The organism is Bacillus sp. FSL R5-0709, assembly GCF_038004785.1.
In the GTDB taxonomy this organism is placed as follows: domain Bacteria; phylum Bacillota; class Bacilli; order Bacillales; family Bacillaceae_G; genus Bacillus_A; species Bacillus_A mycoides.
Genome location: NZ_JBBORT010000001.1, coordinates 565,540 through 580,479 on the forward strand (window position 1 = coordinate 565,540; position 14,940 = coordinate 580,479).

12 protein-coding genes are annotated in these 14,940 nt (G+C 35.4%); 5 read left to right on the forward strand and 7 right to left on the reverse strand.

The genetic code is table 11. From position 1 onward, the window contains the following. The first annotated feature begins 118 nt into the window (after positions 1-118). Entirely contained in the window at positions 119-1,465 is a 1,347-nt protein-coding gene (locus tag MKX37_RS02910; RefSeq protein ID WP_002125134.1) for a 2-hydroxycarboxylate transporter family protein, read from the forward strand. Between the two features lie 59 nt (positions 1,466-1,524). After that, positions 1,525-2,727 (forward strand): NAD(P)-dependent malic enzyme, encoded by a 1,203-nt coding sequence (locus tag MKX37_RS02915; protein ID WP_002125135.1) that lies wholly within the window; start codon positions 1,525-1,527, stop codon positions 2,725-2,727. 293 nt (positions 2,728-3,020) lie between these two features. Here the strand turns inward: MKX37_RS02915 and MKX37_RS02920 are convergent, their stop codons facing one another. Together MKX37_RS02920 and MKX37_RS02925 are read right to left on the reverse strand one after the other, a co-directional pair. After that, positions 3,021-3,545: a DUF4871 domain-containing protein gene (locus MKX37_RS02920; RefSeq protein ID WP_002010428.1), complete on the reverse strand. Its 525-nt coding sequence runs from the start codon at positions 3,543-3,545 to the stop codon at positions 3,021-3,023. A 181-nt stretch (positions 3,546-3,726) separates the two neighbouring features. Further along, positions 3,727-4,653, reverse strand: coding sequence for a DMT family transporter (locus MKX37_RS02925; protein ID WP_002125137.1), 927 nt, complete (start codon positions 4,651-4,653; stop codon positions 3,727-3,729). Positions 4,654-4,773: 120 nt separating this feature from the next. On the opposite strand from MKX37_RS02925, the gene pdxR reads away from it, so the two are divergent. Continuing rightward, the gene (gene pdxR / locus MKX37_RS02930) at positions 4,774-6,174 is read left to right on the forward strand and encodes a MocR-like pyridoxine biosynthesis transcription factor PdxR (RefSeq protein ID WP_002169190.1); all 1,401 of its coding nucleotides are present in this window, start codon (positions 4,774-4,776) and stop codon (positions 6,172-6,174) included. Between the two features lie 33 nt (positions 6,175-6,207). Here the strand turns inward: pdxR and MKX37_RS02935 are convergent, their stop codons facing one another. The 3 genes from MKX37_RS02935 to MKX37_RS02945 all read right to left on the reverse strand — a co-directional run bounded on the left by MKX37_RS02935 (position 6,208) and on the right by MKX37_RS02945 (position 9,067). Beyond that, the gene (locus MKX37_RS02935; protein WP_000351210.1) at positions 6,208-6,720 is read right to left on the reverse strand and encodes a GNAT family N-acetyltransferase; all 513 of its coding nucleotides are present in this window, start codon (positions 6,718-6,720) and stop codon (positions 6,208-6,210) included. A gap of 146 nt (positions 6,721-6,866) precedes the next feature. After that, entirely contained in the window at positions 6,867-8,330 is a 1,464-nt protein-coding gene (locus MKX37_RS02940) for a sensor histidine kinase (protein ID WP_002188251.1), read from the reverse strand. Between the two features lie 65 nt (positions 8,331-8,395). Further along, positions 8,396-9,067, reverse strand: a complete 672-nt coding sequence (locus MKX37_RS02945) for a response regulator transcription factor (RefSeq protein ID WP_016126538.1) — start codon at positions 9,065-9,067, stop codon at positions 8,396-8,398. Positions 9,068-9,396: 329 nt separating this feature from the next. Here MKX37_RS02945 and MKX37_RS02950 point away from each other — a divergent pair, with 329 nt between their 5' ends. Further along, positions 9,397-9,519: a hypothetical protein gene (locus MKX37_RS02950; protein ID WP_002125145.1), complete on the forward strand. Its 123-nt coding sequence runs from the start codon at positions 9,397-9,399 to the stop codon at positions 9,517-9,519. 362 nt (positions 9,520-9,881) lie between these two features. Here MKX37_RS02950 and MKX37_RS02955 read toward each other — a convergent pair whose 3' ends face one another. Both MKX37_RS02955 and fdhD read right to left on the reverse strand, forming a co-directional pair. Then, a complete protein-coding gene (locus MKX37_RS02955; RefSeq protein ID WP_000405886.1) occupies positions 9,882-10,388 on the reverse strand; it encodes a GNAT family N-acetyltransferase in 507 nt (168 codons plus the stop codon). Between the two features lie 502 nt (positions 10,389-10,890). Further along, the gene (fdhD, locus tag MKX37_RS02960; protein ID WP_002125147.1) at positions 10,891-11,697 is read right to left on the reverse strand and encodes a formate dehydrogenase accessory sulfurtransferase FdhD; all 807 of its coding nucleotides are present in this window, start codon (positions 11,695-11,697) and stop codon (positions 10,891-10,893) included. A gap of 295 nt (positions 11,698-11,992) precedes the next feature. Between fdhD and fdhF the strand changes: the two genes are divergently transcribed. Further along, positions 11,993-14,935: a formate dehydrogenase subunit alpha gene (gene fdhF / locus MKX37_RS02965; RefSeq protein ID WP_002010447.1), complete on the forward strand. Its 2,943-nt coding sequence runs from the start codon at positions 11,993-11,995 to the stop codon at positions 14,933-14,935. Positions 14,936-14,940: the final 5 nt, after the last annotated feature.

Below are 14,940 nucleotides of genomic sequence, written 5' to 3' on the forward strand. Positions count from 1 at the left end.
CTTATTATAAGTCGCTTATACTTTTTTTAATTACAAAACCAATTACAAAACTTACAAAAACTATTTTTACTATTGAAAGCGTTTTAATATTGTTATTAAGAAAACAAGGGGGTGCCATATGGGAATTCAAAAAAATGTGGAAGCGGTATCATTTTCTGAAGGCAATGAATTGAAAAGTGAATCTTTCGCTTCTAAAATTATGAACGTTAAAATCGGTGTTATACCTTTACCGTTATATGTAGTATTGGCTGCTATTATTTATGGAGCATCTGTATATAATAAATTACCAGCAGATATGATTGGTGGTTTTGCAGTTATTATGATCATGGGTATTTTCTTAGGTGATATTGGAATGAGAATTCCAATATTAAAAAATATCGGTGGTCCAGCAATTCTCTCATTATTTATTCCATCGTTACTTGTATTTTTTAACTGGATGAATCCAGCTTCAATGGAAGCTGCGACTATGTTAATGAAAAAATCGAACTTTTTATATTTATATATTTCTTGTTTAGTAGTTGGAAGTATTTTAGGAATGAACCGTAAAGTGTTAGTGCAGGGTTTCGTTCGTATGTTTATTCCTTTAGTAGTAGGAACGTTAGCTTCTGTAGCAGTGGGCTTATTAGTCGGTTCACTATTTGGATTTGAAATGAAGCAGACATTTTTCTTTATCATCGTACCAATTGTGAGTGGTGGTATCGGAGAAGGGATTTTACCATTGTCGCTAGCTTATAGTGATATTTTAAATGAATCATCAGCAACGTTTGTATCACAGCTTATTCCGGCAGCTATTATTGGGAATATGTTTGCAATCGTGAGTGCAGGGTATATGAAGCGTTTAGGTGAGAAGAGACCTGAGCTTAGTGGTAACGGTGTATTAGTAAAAACAGACAATCAAGCAGATTTATTAAAGGAGCAAAATACAGAAAAACCAATTGATTTCTCATTAATGGGAGCAGGATTATTGATTGCATGTACATTCTTTATTTTCGGAGGATTCGCTTCTAAGTTTATCGGTATTCCAGGAGCAATCATTATGATTTTTTCAGCGGCAATTGTGAAGTACTTTAATCTAATGCCAGCAAAAATGGAGCAAGGAGCATTCCATTTATATAAATTCATTTCAAAGAATTTAACATGGCCATTAATGGTCGGTTTAGGATTGCTATATATTCCGTTAAAAGACGTAGCAGCAGTTCTTTCGGTAGGATATGTTGTTGTGTGCGCATCGGTTGTTCTTACAATGGTAGCGTCAGGTTTTCTTGTAGGGAAAGTGATGAAAATGTATCCAGTTGAATCAGCGATTGTAACTGGATGTCATAGTGGTTTAGGTGGAACTGGAGATGTTGCTATTTTATCAGCTTCAAATCGTATGGAATTAATGCCGTTCGCACAAATTTCAACGCGTTTAGGTGGGGCTGCAATGGTCGTAACAGCGACAATTTTATTAAAAATGTTTTCATGATCAAACAAGCTAGCTATATTCATATAGCTAGCTTGTCAAATTAAGGGGAGATTATAAGTATGTTAGAAAAACAAATTAATGAAAGATCATTGTTATTGCATAAAGAATTAGTAGGAAAAATTGAAATTACAAGTAAAGTAGAAGTGAATACAGCGGACGATTTAAGTTTGACTTATACACCGGGGGTAGCAGAGTCTTGTAAAGCAATTGCGGCAGATGAGGAAACAGCTTATGACTATACAGCACGTGGTAATATGGTTGCAGTTGTTTCAGATGGAACTGCAGTACTTGGTTTAGGGAATATTGGACCGAAAGCGGCTATGCCTGTTATGGAAGGGAAAAGTATTTTATTTAAGACATTTGCGAATGTAGATGCTTTCCCGTTATGTTTAGGGACGACTGATGTGGATGAAATCGTTACCCTTGTTAAAAATTTAGAGCCTACATTTGCAGGAATTAATTTAGAGGATATTGCAGCACCACGTTGCTTTGAAATTGAAAGACGATTAAAAGAAGAAACGAATATTCCTGTATTTCATGATGATCAGCATGGGACGGCTATTGTTGTTTTAGCAGCTGTTATTAATGCATTAAAAGTTGTAAGTAAACAAATGGACGATGTGAAAATTGTTATTAACGGTGCGGGTTCGGCAGGAATTGCAATTGGAAAATTATTATTAAAAGCTGGCGCAAAATACATTACGTTAGTTAGTTTAGAAGGTATTGTTTGTGAAGGTGAAACATGGATGAACGAAGCGCAAATCGAAGTTTCAAAGAAGACCAATCGAGAATATGTACGTGGAACATTAAAGGAAGCGATTCATCAAGCTGATATTTTCATCGGTGTATCTGCTCCAAACGTATTAACGAAAGAACTTATACAGACGATGAACGAGAAACAAATTGTGTTTGCAATGGCGAATCCAATCCCAGAAATATTCCCAGAGGACGCATTAGCAGCTGGAGCTGCTGTAGTTGGAACTGGTCGTTCTGATTATTCAAATCAAGTAAATAATGTATTAGCGTTCCCTGGTATATTCCGTGGTGCATTAGACGTACGCGCGACTGATATTACAGAAGAGATGAAATTAGCAGCAGCATATGGGATCGCTAACATAATTACGGACGAAGAGCGTAATGCGAATTATGTAATTCCCAATCCATTAGATAAAAGAGTTGTTCCAAGTGTTGCAGAAGTAGTAGCGAAAGCAGCCATTGATTCAGGTGTGGCACAGATTACGAAAATGCCAAGTTATAAATAGTCAAAAGCAGCGCCTTAAAAAGGCACTGCTTTTTTTGAGATAAGAAATCAAAATAATGAAGAAGTGTAAATTTATTCAAGCCCCGTTCATTATTTATTTAACTCCATTGCAACTTGTTTACCATTTATTAAAACCTCAGTTACTGCTACGATCACTTCTATCATTTTTTTCATCTCTCATCTCTCCTCGCGTCATTTCTTACTTTAAGTATAAGAGAAGAGAGATAATCCACCTATCGAAGTACGTGACGTAGAAATTACATTGTTGTAAGGAAGTGTTTCAGTTTTGTCACTTTATTCGGCATTGATTACAAATTGATCATAATATCTTTCATTCACATATATGTTTAATACCCATAATCCAGATGAAGGTAGTGACATTACGAGAGGGAGTTCCTTTACGGTTGTATCGACTGTATTTGAAGTAGTCCAAGTTTGTTTGGAGGTTTCTTTTTGAAAGAGTACTGGTGTTGGAGTTGTAGTTCCTTGTTTTAACGCGATAATAGATAGTTTTCCAGTTGGCATTTCAGGATCCAGGAAGAACCACATTATTTCATTTTGCTCATTTGCGATAATAGAGCTATCAGCCATTGCAATTTTTCTTTCAATGCCTTTTAACGGTATTTTTCCTTCTACGAATGATGGTGCTTCTTCCCAATTTACATCTTTTAAGACACTAAGGTGAAAAAAGGAAGGTGCGTTAATTTGAGAGGATGACGTTTCTATTACTTCTTTTTTAGGTACATTTGAATCGGGTTGCGATTGCGCGCAGCCAGTAATGAGGAAGGAGAAAAGTAGCATAGTTCCGATTTTTTTCATGGTGCCACACTCCTAATTTTTATTGTTAGTGTAATTGTATTTGCTAGAAGACGAGACAATTCCTTTAAATCATAAAAAGAGGTCGTAAGTTTTGTACGACCTCTTTTGACATTTTCTATCCCAATTGGTGAGGGCTAATAATCAGTGGGGGATGGAACCCCCCACTGATTAAAGTTTCACTTTATATTTGTTCAGTTGAAAAGGTTGGTTCTCTCTCTTTTTGAGGCATTGTTAAGAAAATAACAGAAAGGACGATACATACTCCGCCTAATAATTGATATGCTCCAAAAGATTCATTAAGCCAAGCGATTGAAACGATGGCAGCTACAAGTGGTTCAATGCTAGATAAAATACTTGTTTCTGTTGCTGCTAAATATTTAAGACTCCCGATATAAAGAAGGAAAGAAAGAGTGCCACTTATAATGATAAGAATAAGCATAGAAAAAGTTTGAAGTGTGAAAGTTTGCGAAATCTGACTCCACCCAAAAGAACGATTACAAATAAGCAGTGCAATCCCTCCAATTAACATCCCCCAGCCAATTACTATAGTTGTTCCGCATTCTTTAATAAGGGAAGCCGGATGAAGGGTATAAAACGCAAAACCAATCGCTGTTAATAGGCCGAAAGTAATAGCTGCTTTAGATAAAACAATATTTTCAATTGAACCGTTTGTAATAATAAAGTATGTCCCTGTTAGAGCAGTTATAATTGCGAGTATTTGCATAGAAGCAGGGAATTTCTTTTGCTCAAACGCAACGTAAATTGTAATAAGAACAGGACCTAGAAATTGAAATAGTGTTGCCGTTACGGCATTACTAATATGAACTGTTTCGATAAAGGCGTATTGCGCACCGAGCATGCCAAGAATAGAGAAAATAATAAGCTGTATAGAATGTCTAGGGTGTTTCCAAATTTGAAATATGTTTTGTTTCTTTATTAGTAAGAAAGACAAAATAAATACTCCTGCAAGCAACAAGCGAATTGTTAAAAAATCAATTGATGATACGTTCGTATGTTGAAATAGCCATTGAATCATCGGTCCAGATAATCCCCATAATGTGGCTCCTGTAATAATCATAATGAGTCCGATACGTCTACTTTTGTTCATGATCATGCATCTCCTCTTTAGTATTTGATTTTTTATGTGTGACATGATAAAAGGAATTATATATAAAATCTGGTACTGTAAAAAGTATCAGATTTTAGTTTTATTAAGGGGTCAGATATTATGTTAGAATTAACGCCTAATTTAAATATGAATAGTAAGAAGGCATTGTATGTGCAGTTGTATGAGTATATAAAAAAAGAAATTAAAGATGGAACGATTCTATCTTTTACGAAATTACCGGCTAAGCGAAAGTTAGCAACACATTTACAAGTAAGTAAAAATACAGTAGAGGCGGCTTACGAGCAATTACTTGCAGAAGGTTATATTGAGTCAATTTCGAGAAAAGGTTATTTTGTATGTAAGGTTGAGCAAATGGTTCATGTAGAAGAAAACGAAGAGAGAATAGAAGAAGTATCCTTTCAGGAGAGGGATTATAAATTTGATTTCACACAAACAGGAGTCGATACAAATGCTTTTCCGTTCAATATGTATCGGAAAATTATAAATGACGTATGGCAGCCTCATAATAATGAGTTGCTCTTTCTTGGTCACCCACAAGGAGAATGGAGCTTAAGAGAAGAAATTGCGAACTATTTGTATGAATCTAGAGGTGTGCGTTGTGCAGCTAGTCAAATCGTATTAGGAGCGGGAACACAAATATTAGTGAAACTACTGTTTCAATTATTAAAGGGAAGTAATTATGCAGTTGAAAATCCAGGATATCATAGAAAAATGGTTGTTTTTGAACAGGGAGAAAAAAGAGTTCAAATGTTATCTTTGGATAGAGATGGAATTTGTATTGTAGATTTAGAGAATAGTGATGCGAACGTTGTATTTGTTACTCCTTCCCATCAGTTTCCGTACGGAATGATTATGCCTATCACGAGAAGGATGCAGCTTTTACAATGGGCGAAGAAAGAAGAAGGTAGGTATATTATTGAAGATGATTACGATAGTGAATTTCGTTATTCGGGAAAACCTATACCGGCACTGCAAGGGTTAGATACAGACGGGAAAGTAATTTATATGGGGACGCTATCTAAAGCATTGTTGCCATCATTACGGATGAGCTATATGGTGTTACCAAAGAAATTGATTAAAAAGTATCAACAACAATATTTATTTTATACACAAAGTGTTTCAAGAATGGATCAAGAAGTGATTAGAAGGTTTTTAAGTGAAGGGTATTGGGAAAAACATATTCATAAAATGCGTGTCGTCTATCGAAAGAAGAGAGATCGACTTGTTTTTGAACTAGAAAAGTACTTCTCAAATCGTGTTGAAGTGATAGGAGAAGATTCAGGATTGCACATTTTATTAAAGGTGCATAATGGAATGCGGGAAGAAGAATTAATTAAAGAAGCTGCGAAACATAGTATCAAAATATACCCTGTGTCTACGTACTATAAAGACGGTACTGCACCTGAAAATATAGTGCTACTTGGATTTGCGATTTTATCAGAAGAAGAAATTGCGAAAGCGATTCAATTATTAAATAAGGCATGGTTTATAAAAAAGTAAAAAACATCCTCATAAATGCGAGGATGTTTTTTATTATTTTTCTTCATCTAGGAAAAGAACCATATGCTCTTCATCCCAATATTGTCCGTTATATTTTAATGAACGTTCTTGCACACCAAATGTTTTAAACCCTAATGACTCGTAAAGTTTTTTTGCACCATCGTTGCCAACAACAACATCAAGCATAACTTGCTCTACTTCTAAAGATTTAGCAAGCTCAAGACATTCTTTAATAAGTGCTTTTCCCGCTCCAAGTCCGCGTGCTTTTGGAGACACGTATACTGAACCAATTTTCGCTTTATGTTCTTGTTTTACATATGGTTTCGTTTCCAGTGTTGCAACTCCGATTAATTCTCCATCTTTAAATGCACCTAGTGTATAGTTCTCATCTTGTGCTAATTTTTGGGCTTTATATTCAATAGCACACTCTTTATTAATAATATCTTCATAAGAAGAGCTGAAAGCTTCCGGGTTTTGTTTTAACCCTTCTACTCGAAGTTCTAAGTAAATTTCTGCTTCGTCTTTTGTTAATACATGGATATCCAATTATATCACCCTCCAAATCTTTGACAGTTGTACCTATATTTTATATTGAAATAAGAATAATTTCAAAAGCTTAGCTTATAATAGTTGGTTTTATAAATAAAATAGCACCAGTAGTGTTGACTACTACTGGTGATTTCACGCATATATTATACAAATGGTAATTCAATTATAAATTCTGTTCCGACTTCTAATTCGCTTTTAACTTCAATAGAACCATTATGAAGTTCTACAATTTCTTTTGCAACAGCCAGTCCGATACCTTTTCCACCTGTAGCTCGTGTTCTGGATTTATCGACACGGTAAAAGCGATCAAAAACATGTGGGATATCTTCTTTTGGAATACCTTCACCTTCATCTTGTACACTTATTGTAAAAGTATTCGCACTGGTTAGTACACGTATTATTATAGAAGTGTTTTCTGGTGAATGTTGATAAGCATTGTGTAATAAATTTAACATAACTTGTTCCATACGTCTTTCGTCTATGCAAACTTCTAAATCATCTTTGCAATGTACATGGAGTTGCATTTGTTTGTTTGTTAATGTTGTTTTTGTTTTTTCAACCATTCGTTCTAAAAATGGTTTAAGAATTACTTTTTGTTTTTTTATAACAAACTGGTGTTGCTCTAATTGTACAAGCATAAATAAATCTTGTACGAGATCGGTTACACTATCCGTTTCGTCTTCAATGATTTGTAAGTATTCTTCACGTTCTTCTTTCGTTAGAGAATCTCTTTTTGCTACCTTTGCATAACCTTTCATATAGGTTAATGGAGTTAGTAATTCATGCGCTACACTAGCGAGAAATTCGTTTCGTTCTTTTTTCATATACGTAAGTTCACTAGATAAATCTTCAATCGTTTTTGCTAAGCTTCCAAGTTCATCATTTCGTTTAATTCCTAATTGAATCGGCTTATTTAATTTTGACATTTTTTCTGTCGCCCGCTTCATTTTTATAAGCGGTTCTGTAATAACACGAGAAAAAACAAAGACAGAAATAGTAGTTAAAATAATTGTCAAAACACTAATGATAAGAAATTGATTCATGAGTTTAAGTAACATATTTTCTAAGAAAGATGTCTTTAATAACATATATAACTTACCTTGAAATCCTTGAATTTCCAGCGGGCTTACTGTTGAGATGAATTTTGATTTTTTCCAGTTTTTTTCAACGATTAATCCACCTTCTGGGATAGTCTCAGTTTTACAAGTAAGTTGTTTTTGCATTTCTTTCGTTACGGGTTCTGAGGTAGAAATAATTTTGCCGTTATTGTCTGTTATAATGATAGCTATATCAGAGTTAGCAATTAATTCTGATTCAACTAAGTGTTCAGCCTCAGTGTTGATATCAAACTCGGGGTACACAGCACGTTTAGGTCGTTTACTGTGTTCAGCGCTTTCTGTGAGTTGCCTTTCTTTAGAATATGCACCCCACTTCGCGCGGTTTTTAATCATTTTACTATAGCGATTTCCTTTCTCTAAAAGAGCAAGAGTTTCCTCTTCAATGCGTATGTTTGAAAGGTTCTTATAAAAAGATACGAAAGCGATTGTCTCAATACATAAAGCTAATATTAAAAAGTATGTCCCAACTTTAAGGGAAAGTTTGCTCATTTTCTCACCATACCTTATTTCATATAAAGGGCCAGTGGTCAACTATTGTCCACTGACCAAATTAATTATTCACTTTTCCATTTATATCCTACTTTATAGACTGTTTCTAAGTAATCTTCAACTGGAAATCCTTTTTTGCGTAACTTATCCCGTATATTACGAATATGTGAATCGATAGTTCTGTATTCGATGTCTGTTTGATAGCCCCAAATCTTTTCGATTAAATCGTCTCGGCTGTAGGCACGGTTTGTATTTTGTAAAAAGAGTCCAAGTAACGAGAATTCAATAGGAGTTAGTGAGATTCTTTCACCATAAACTGTAACAGTATGTTTCGTTTTATCCCACTCAATACCATTGAAGCTAACAAAGCCATCTTTCTTCGTACGGCGTAATATAGCCTCGATTCGCGCGACTAATACATGCTCATCGAATGGTTTTGTAATGTAGTCATCTGCTCCCATAGTCAGACCTTTGACCATATCATAATTTTGGTTGCGAGCTGTTAGCATAATAATTGGAACGTTGGAAATTTGACGGATTTGATAGCAAGTATCCCACCCATCCATATTCGGCATCATAACATCTAATAAAATAATATCGAAGTCCTTTTGTTCGATTAATTCTAGCGCTTCAAGGCCAGAAGTAGCTTTCATACAAAAATAGCCACGAGGGCTTAAGAACAGATCTAACAATCGTAACATACGTTCTTCATCGTCTACTAATAAAATTTTCACCATAATCTTGTGCACCCCAAACTATTCATTCTACTTGTATAGTTTACATGAAAATAATAAAAAACTCTTTTTATGTGATTGAATGGATGGCTGATTTTTTCAATCAGGGCAATTGACATAAAAAATGCACTAGTTTTGCACAACTATTTTTTATAATGGAAAACGTAGCGACACAAATACCCTATGTTGCGACATAACGTCATGTCATTTTATTTATAAAATGACAATTCCATTCTATTGTGTATGTGAGATAGAGAGGGTTTTCGTATTCACCTCGCATCGGATAAGAAAAATTTCCTATCTCACACTTTTTTTAAAAGGGGATTGTACACATGAGTAAAAAAGTAGAGCATTTACAAAAAGAAAAGCAAGATCGTAATGCGGTTGTAATGTGTGTTGCGGTATCTATGCTTATTATGATAAGTTGTGTAAATAAATTTTTCGGGATTTTATAATAGAAAAAAAGCTTATTGCTTCTTAAGAAGCAATAAGCTTTTTTTATGTATTCTATATAATAAACCAAGGTAAAATTGCTAATCCAGAAGTTACAATTGCTGTAGCAAATATTAAAAAGATAGCTTGTTTGTTTTGTTTCATGTTACATTCTCCTCTACATATCAATTGCTTGCTATACGTTTACTTAATAATTAGCGGGAGATGGATCCTCCTCGCTGAGTAAAGTTTCACTTTATATTTTTAGTATAACGAATGGAAAGGATTGGAACGATCGATAAAGGTGACATGAAGATTACATTGTTGTAATGAAAAAAGCATCTTAATTAATAAGAAGATGCTTTTGAAAAATTATATTTAAATGTTAATTATTTAAGAATAAAACCATATGCTCTTCGTCCCAATATTGGCCATTATGTTTTAAGGACCGTTCTTGCACGCCGTAAGTTTGGAAGCCGAGGGACTCATATAATTTTTTTGCAGCAGTGTTATCAGCAACAACATCAAGCATGAGCTGTTCTACATGTAATTTATCGGCATTTTCAATAATCGCTTTAATTAAAGCTCGTCCTGCACCGAGACCACGCGCTTTTGGAGAAACAAAAACGGAGCCGATTTTTGCCTTATGCTCTTGCTTAATAAATGGCTTTGTTTCTAGAGTAGCAATACCGACTAAATCATTATCTTTGAAGACACCTAGAGTATACTTATCCGGATTGCTTAATCGCTTTGCCATAGCAGCGACAGGGTTTTCATGTTTAAGAACATCTTCATAAGAAGAGCTAAAAGCCTCAGGGTTTTTCGTTAAACCTTCCATACAAACTTTCAAATAAATTTCTGCGTCCTCTGTTGTTAATAAGCGAATTTCCATAGTTGTAACCTCCTAGATTGATTCAAATTTAATTCATTAACTTTGTAAGATTAAGTTTAGTTAAATGTATTCTGTGACTATTCTTTCTTAATTTGTAAAAGAATGAAAAGATTATGCTACTATGTTTTCATTTTATTTATCCCGCTATTTGTGGGCAGTAAAACTCCTACCTCAAAATTCGGCTGGAGCAAAGAAGTTAGGTGGGAGTCGGGCTGCCCGTAAAAGCCCGATTGGTGAAGGCTAATAATCAGTGGGGGATGAACCCCCCCCCACTGATTATAATTTCACTTTATGTAATGAAATTATATATTAACTTTATTAACTATTCAAGGTTTTAATATGTTACATTTTTATAACTAAAATTTCCGCTTTGTAAAGGAGTCATTTTTATCCAACTATTCGTGGGAGTCAGATTGCCCGTAAAAGCCCGATTGGTTGGGCTAATAATCAGTGAGGAGGGAAAAACCCTCCACTGATTAAATTTTCACTTTCTTTTACGTATTCAATCGTTTATTTTGTAGCCATCGATTCGTTCCGGATGTGTATAAATATTGCAAGATCCATTTCGAATAAATCCTACTACGGTAATACCTAAATCGTGGGCGAGTTGCAGAGCTAGTTTAGTTGGAGCTGATTTAGATAGAACAATTTCGCAACCTATTTTTGAAACCTTTAACAAAATTTCAGATGAGATGCGTCCGCTAAACGCAATGATTTTCCCTTGAACAGAGATATTGTTTCGTAAACAATGACCGTATATTTTATCTAGCGCATTATGTCTTCCGATATCCATTCTTGATAAAAGAATGTTATTTCGATCACATAAAGCGGTATTATGCACACCACCCGTTTGGCGAAATGTAGTTGAAGATTGTTGTAAGGAAGTCATTAGGTGAAAACATTCTTCCGGAGTAATAGTTATATGTATATCATGTAACTTTTTTGCTTTTGCTGCATCGTTGACGAAAACAAAACCTTGTCTACTTTTCCCGCAACAAGAAGTTACGTACCTTTTATTATATAAAGTTTGATAGAGCGGATTAATTTTTGATGATTTTACATGGACAATTCCGTTTTCTTTTTGGATCCATAATTCTTCAATATCTTTATAAGAAGAAATAATTCCTTCAGAAATTAAAAAACCGGTTACCATATCTTCAATGTAATTAGGAGTGCATACAACTGTTACGTATTCTTCGCTATTTAATTTAATTGTAATGGGAGATTCCGTAACAACCTCATCGGTTTGTTTTGAAAATGTACCAGATTGATAACGTACAATTGTATATGTTTCTTGAATAGGCCCCATATTAAATTCCCCTTTATATGTATTTTTCCCCATATTTATCATAAAACATCGAAAAAACAAAAGCACCTACTAACAAGAAGATGGCAGATTATTTTGGTTATTATTGTATATGTACGATATAATAGATTTGTAGAATAGCGACATTTTCAAGCTTTCGTAGTTATACCTTATAACATCTAGAATCGACTTCCAAAGGAAAGTATTTCAACAGGGCGCTTCAAAAATATGTACAACACAATTATGAAAACGGATTCATAATTGTGTTGTACAGTTAGTTGTAAGGAGAGGGGAAACTATGACAGAACAGACAGTCCGTGTAACCGTTGATGGTAAAGAATTTTTCGTATCAGGTGAAAAGACGATACTCCAATTGTTTAACGAAAGTAATTTAGAACATCCTCAAATTTGTCATGTACCAGAGGTAGATCCTATTCAAACTTGTGATACATGTATTGTAGAAGTGAATGGAAGTTTACTACGTGCCTGTTCGACGAAGTTGGAAGATGGCATGCATATTGAGAGGCAATCGGAACGTGCAAAGGAAGCACAAACTGAAGCGATGGATCGAATATTAGAGAATCATTTATTGTATTGTACAGTATGTGATAACAATAATGGTAACTGTAAAGTCCATAATACAGTACATATGATGGAGATTGAAGAACAGAAATATCCATATGAACCGAAAGTAAGTGCATGCGAAGTGGATACGTCGCATCCATTCTATCGATACGATCCAAATCAATGTATTGCTTGTGGGCAGTGTGTAGAAGTATGCCAAAATTTACAAGTAAATGAAACTTTATCGATTGATTGGAGTTTAGACCGTCCACGTGTTATTTGGGACAATGGTGTGAGTATAAATGACTCGTCTTGTGTTAGCTGTGGGCAATGTGTAACAGTTTGTCCTTGTAATGCATTAATGGAAAAAACGATGCTAGGAGAAGCTGGATTTATGACTGGTTTAAAACCAGATGTGCTAAATCCAATGATTGATTTTGTAAAAGATGTAGAGCCTGGATATAGCAGTATTTTAGCAGTTTCAGAAGTAGAGTCCGCGATGCGTAAGACGAAAATTAATAAGACAAAAACAGTTTGTACATTTTGTGGTGTAGGTTGTTCATTTGAAGTATGGACGAAAGATCGTCAAATTTTAAAAGTGCAACCTGTTTCAGATGCACCGGTTAATGGTATTTCCACATGTGTAAAAGGAAAATTCGGATGGGACTTTGTGAACAGTGAAGAGCGTATTACAAAGCCGTTAATTCGCCAAGGGGATATGTTTGTTGAGGCTTCATGGGAAGAGGCTCTTGAAGTTGTTGCATCTAATATGCAACATATTAAATCAGAGTATGGTAGCGATGCGTTTGGGTTTATTTCTTCTTCGAAAGTAACAAATGAAGAAAACTATCTTATGCAAAAACTAGCTCGTCAAATATATGGAACAAATAATGTAGATAACTGTTCCCGTTATTGCCAATCTCCAGCAACAGACGGTTTATTTAAAACTGTCGGTATGGGCGGAGATGCTGGAACAGTGAAAGATATTGCTGAGGCAGGTCTTGTTATTATTGTTGGGGCAAATCCAACAGAAGGACATCCTGTACTTGCAACTAGAGTGAAGCGTGCTCATAAATTACATGAACAAAAACTAATTGTCGCAGACCTTCGTAAACATGAAATGGCGGAGCGTGCTGATATATTTGTTCACCCGAGTCAAGGGACGGATTATGTATGGCTTGCTGGGATAACGAAATACATTATTGATCAAGATTGGCACGATAAAAAGTTCATAGCTGAAAATGTAAAGAATTTTGATGAATATAGCAAAATGCTAGAAAAATATACGCTTGATTATACTGAGGGAATTACAGGGATTTCTAAAGCTCAGTTAAAAGAAATGGCTCGTATGGTATATGAAGCAGATGGTACTTGTGTACTTTGGGGAATGGGTGTAACTCAAAATACAGGAGGAAGTACAACGTCAGCAGCAATTTCAAATTTACTTCTCGTTACAGGTAACTACCGTCGTCCTGGTGCCGGTGCGTATCCGTTACGCGGGCATAATAACGTACAAGGTGCTTGTGATATGGCGACATTACCGAACTGGCTTCCGGGTTACCAAGCTGTTTCAGATGATGTGCATCGTGCGAAATTTGAAAAAGCATACGGTACTACCATTCCGAAAGAACCGGGATTAAATAATATCGCAATGTTACTTGCGGCCGAAGAAGGAAAACTACGTGGTATGTATGTTATGGGAGAAGAAATGGCTTTAGTAGATTCAAATGCCAACCATGTACAACATATTTTAGCGAATTTAGACTTCCTTGTTGTTCAAGATATGTTCTTATCGAAAACAGCTCGTTTCGCCGATGTTATTTTACCAGCAGCACCAAGCTTAGAAAAAGAAGGAACGTTTACGAATACAGAGCGCCGTATTCAAAGATTATACGAAGTATTGAAACCGCTTGGTGATTCAAAACCAGATTGGTGGATTTTACAAAAAGTAGCTCGTGCACTGGGCGGAGACTGGAATTATGGAAGTCCAAGTGAAATTATGGACGAAATTGCATCGCTTGCACCGTTATACTCTCAAGCGACGTACGACCGTCTAGAAGGCTGGAATAGTTTATGTTGGGGTAGCCATGATGGTAGTGATACACCATTATTATATGTAGATGGATTTAACTTCCCAGACAAACTAGCACGTTTATCACTAGATGAATGGGTTCCGCCAGTTATAGCACCAGATGAGTATGATTTACTATTAAATAATGGCCGTATGCTAGAGCATTTCCATGAAGGGAATATGACGAATAAGTCGGCTGGTATTTTATCTAAAGTGTCTGAAGTATTTGTTGAAATTTCACCTGAACTTGCTAAAGAACGCAATGTGAAAGATGGTGGTCTTGTAGAGTTAGCATCACCATTTGGAAAAATCAAAGTACAAGCGCTTGTTACAGATCGTGTAACTGGAAATGAGTTGTATTTGCCGATGCATGCGACAGTAAATGAAGAGGCAATCAATATTTTAACAGGAACAGCAACAGACATTTATACGTGTACACCAGCTTATAAACAAACAATGGTGAAACTGCGCGTATTACGTGAAAAAGGAAATCGTCCGTTACCATCTTCAAACCCGAGAGATAAAAAACGTCATCCGCAAAATGGTGTTGAAATCGAGCGAAAGTGGCAAAGAAAACAATACGTATCACTTGTGGACCAGAATTAGGGGGC

Coding starts and splice junctions, on each gene's coding strand:
- MKX37_RS02910 (WP_002125134.1), top strand. CDS start 119: ATGGGAATTCAAAAAAATGTGGAAGCGGTATCATTTTCTGAAGGCAAT.
- MKX37_RS02915 (WP_002125135.1), top strand. CDS start 1,525: ATGTTAGAAAAACAAATTAATGAAAGATCATTGTTATTGCATAAAGAA.
- MKX37_RS02920 (WP_002010428.1), bottom strand. CDS start 3,545: ATGAAAAAAATCGGAACTATGCTACTTTTCTCCTTCCTCATTACTGGC.
- MKX37_RS02925 (WP_002125137.1), bottom strand. CDS start 4,653: ATGAACAAAAGTAGACGTATCGGACTCATTATGATTATTACAGGAGCC.
- pdxR (WP_002169190.1), top strand. CDS start 4,774: ATGTTAGAATTAACGCCTAATTTAAATATGAATAGTAAGAAGGCATTG.
- MKX37_RS02940 (WP_002188251.1), bottom strand. CDS start 8,330: ATGAGCAAACTTTCCCTTAAAGTTGGGACATACTTTTTAATATTAGCT.
- MKX37_RS02945 (WP_016126538.1), bottom strand. CDS start 9,067: ATGGTGAAAATTTTATTAGTAGACGATGAAGAACGTATGTTACGATTG.
- MKX37_RS02950 (WP_002125145.1), top strand. CDS start 9,397: ATGAGTAAAAAAGTAGAGCATTTACAAAAAGAAAAGCAAGATCGTAAT.
- MKX37_RS02955 (WP_000405886.1), bottom strand. CDS start 10,388: ATGGAAATTCGCTTATTAACAACAGAGGACGCAGAAATTTATTTGAAA.
- fdhD (WP_002125147.1), bottom strand. CDS start 11,697: ATGGGGCCTATTCAAGAAACATATACAATTGTACGTTATCAATCTGGT.
- fdhF (WP_002010447.1), top strand. CDS start 11,993: ATGACAGAACAGACAGTCCGTGTAACCGTTGATGGTAAAGAATTTTTC.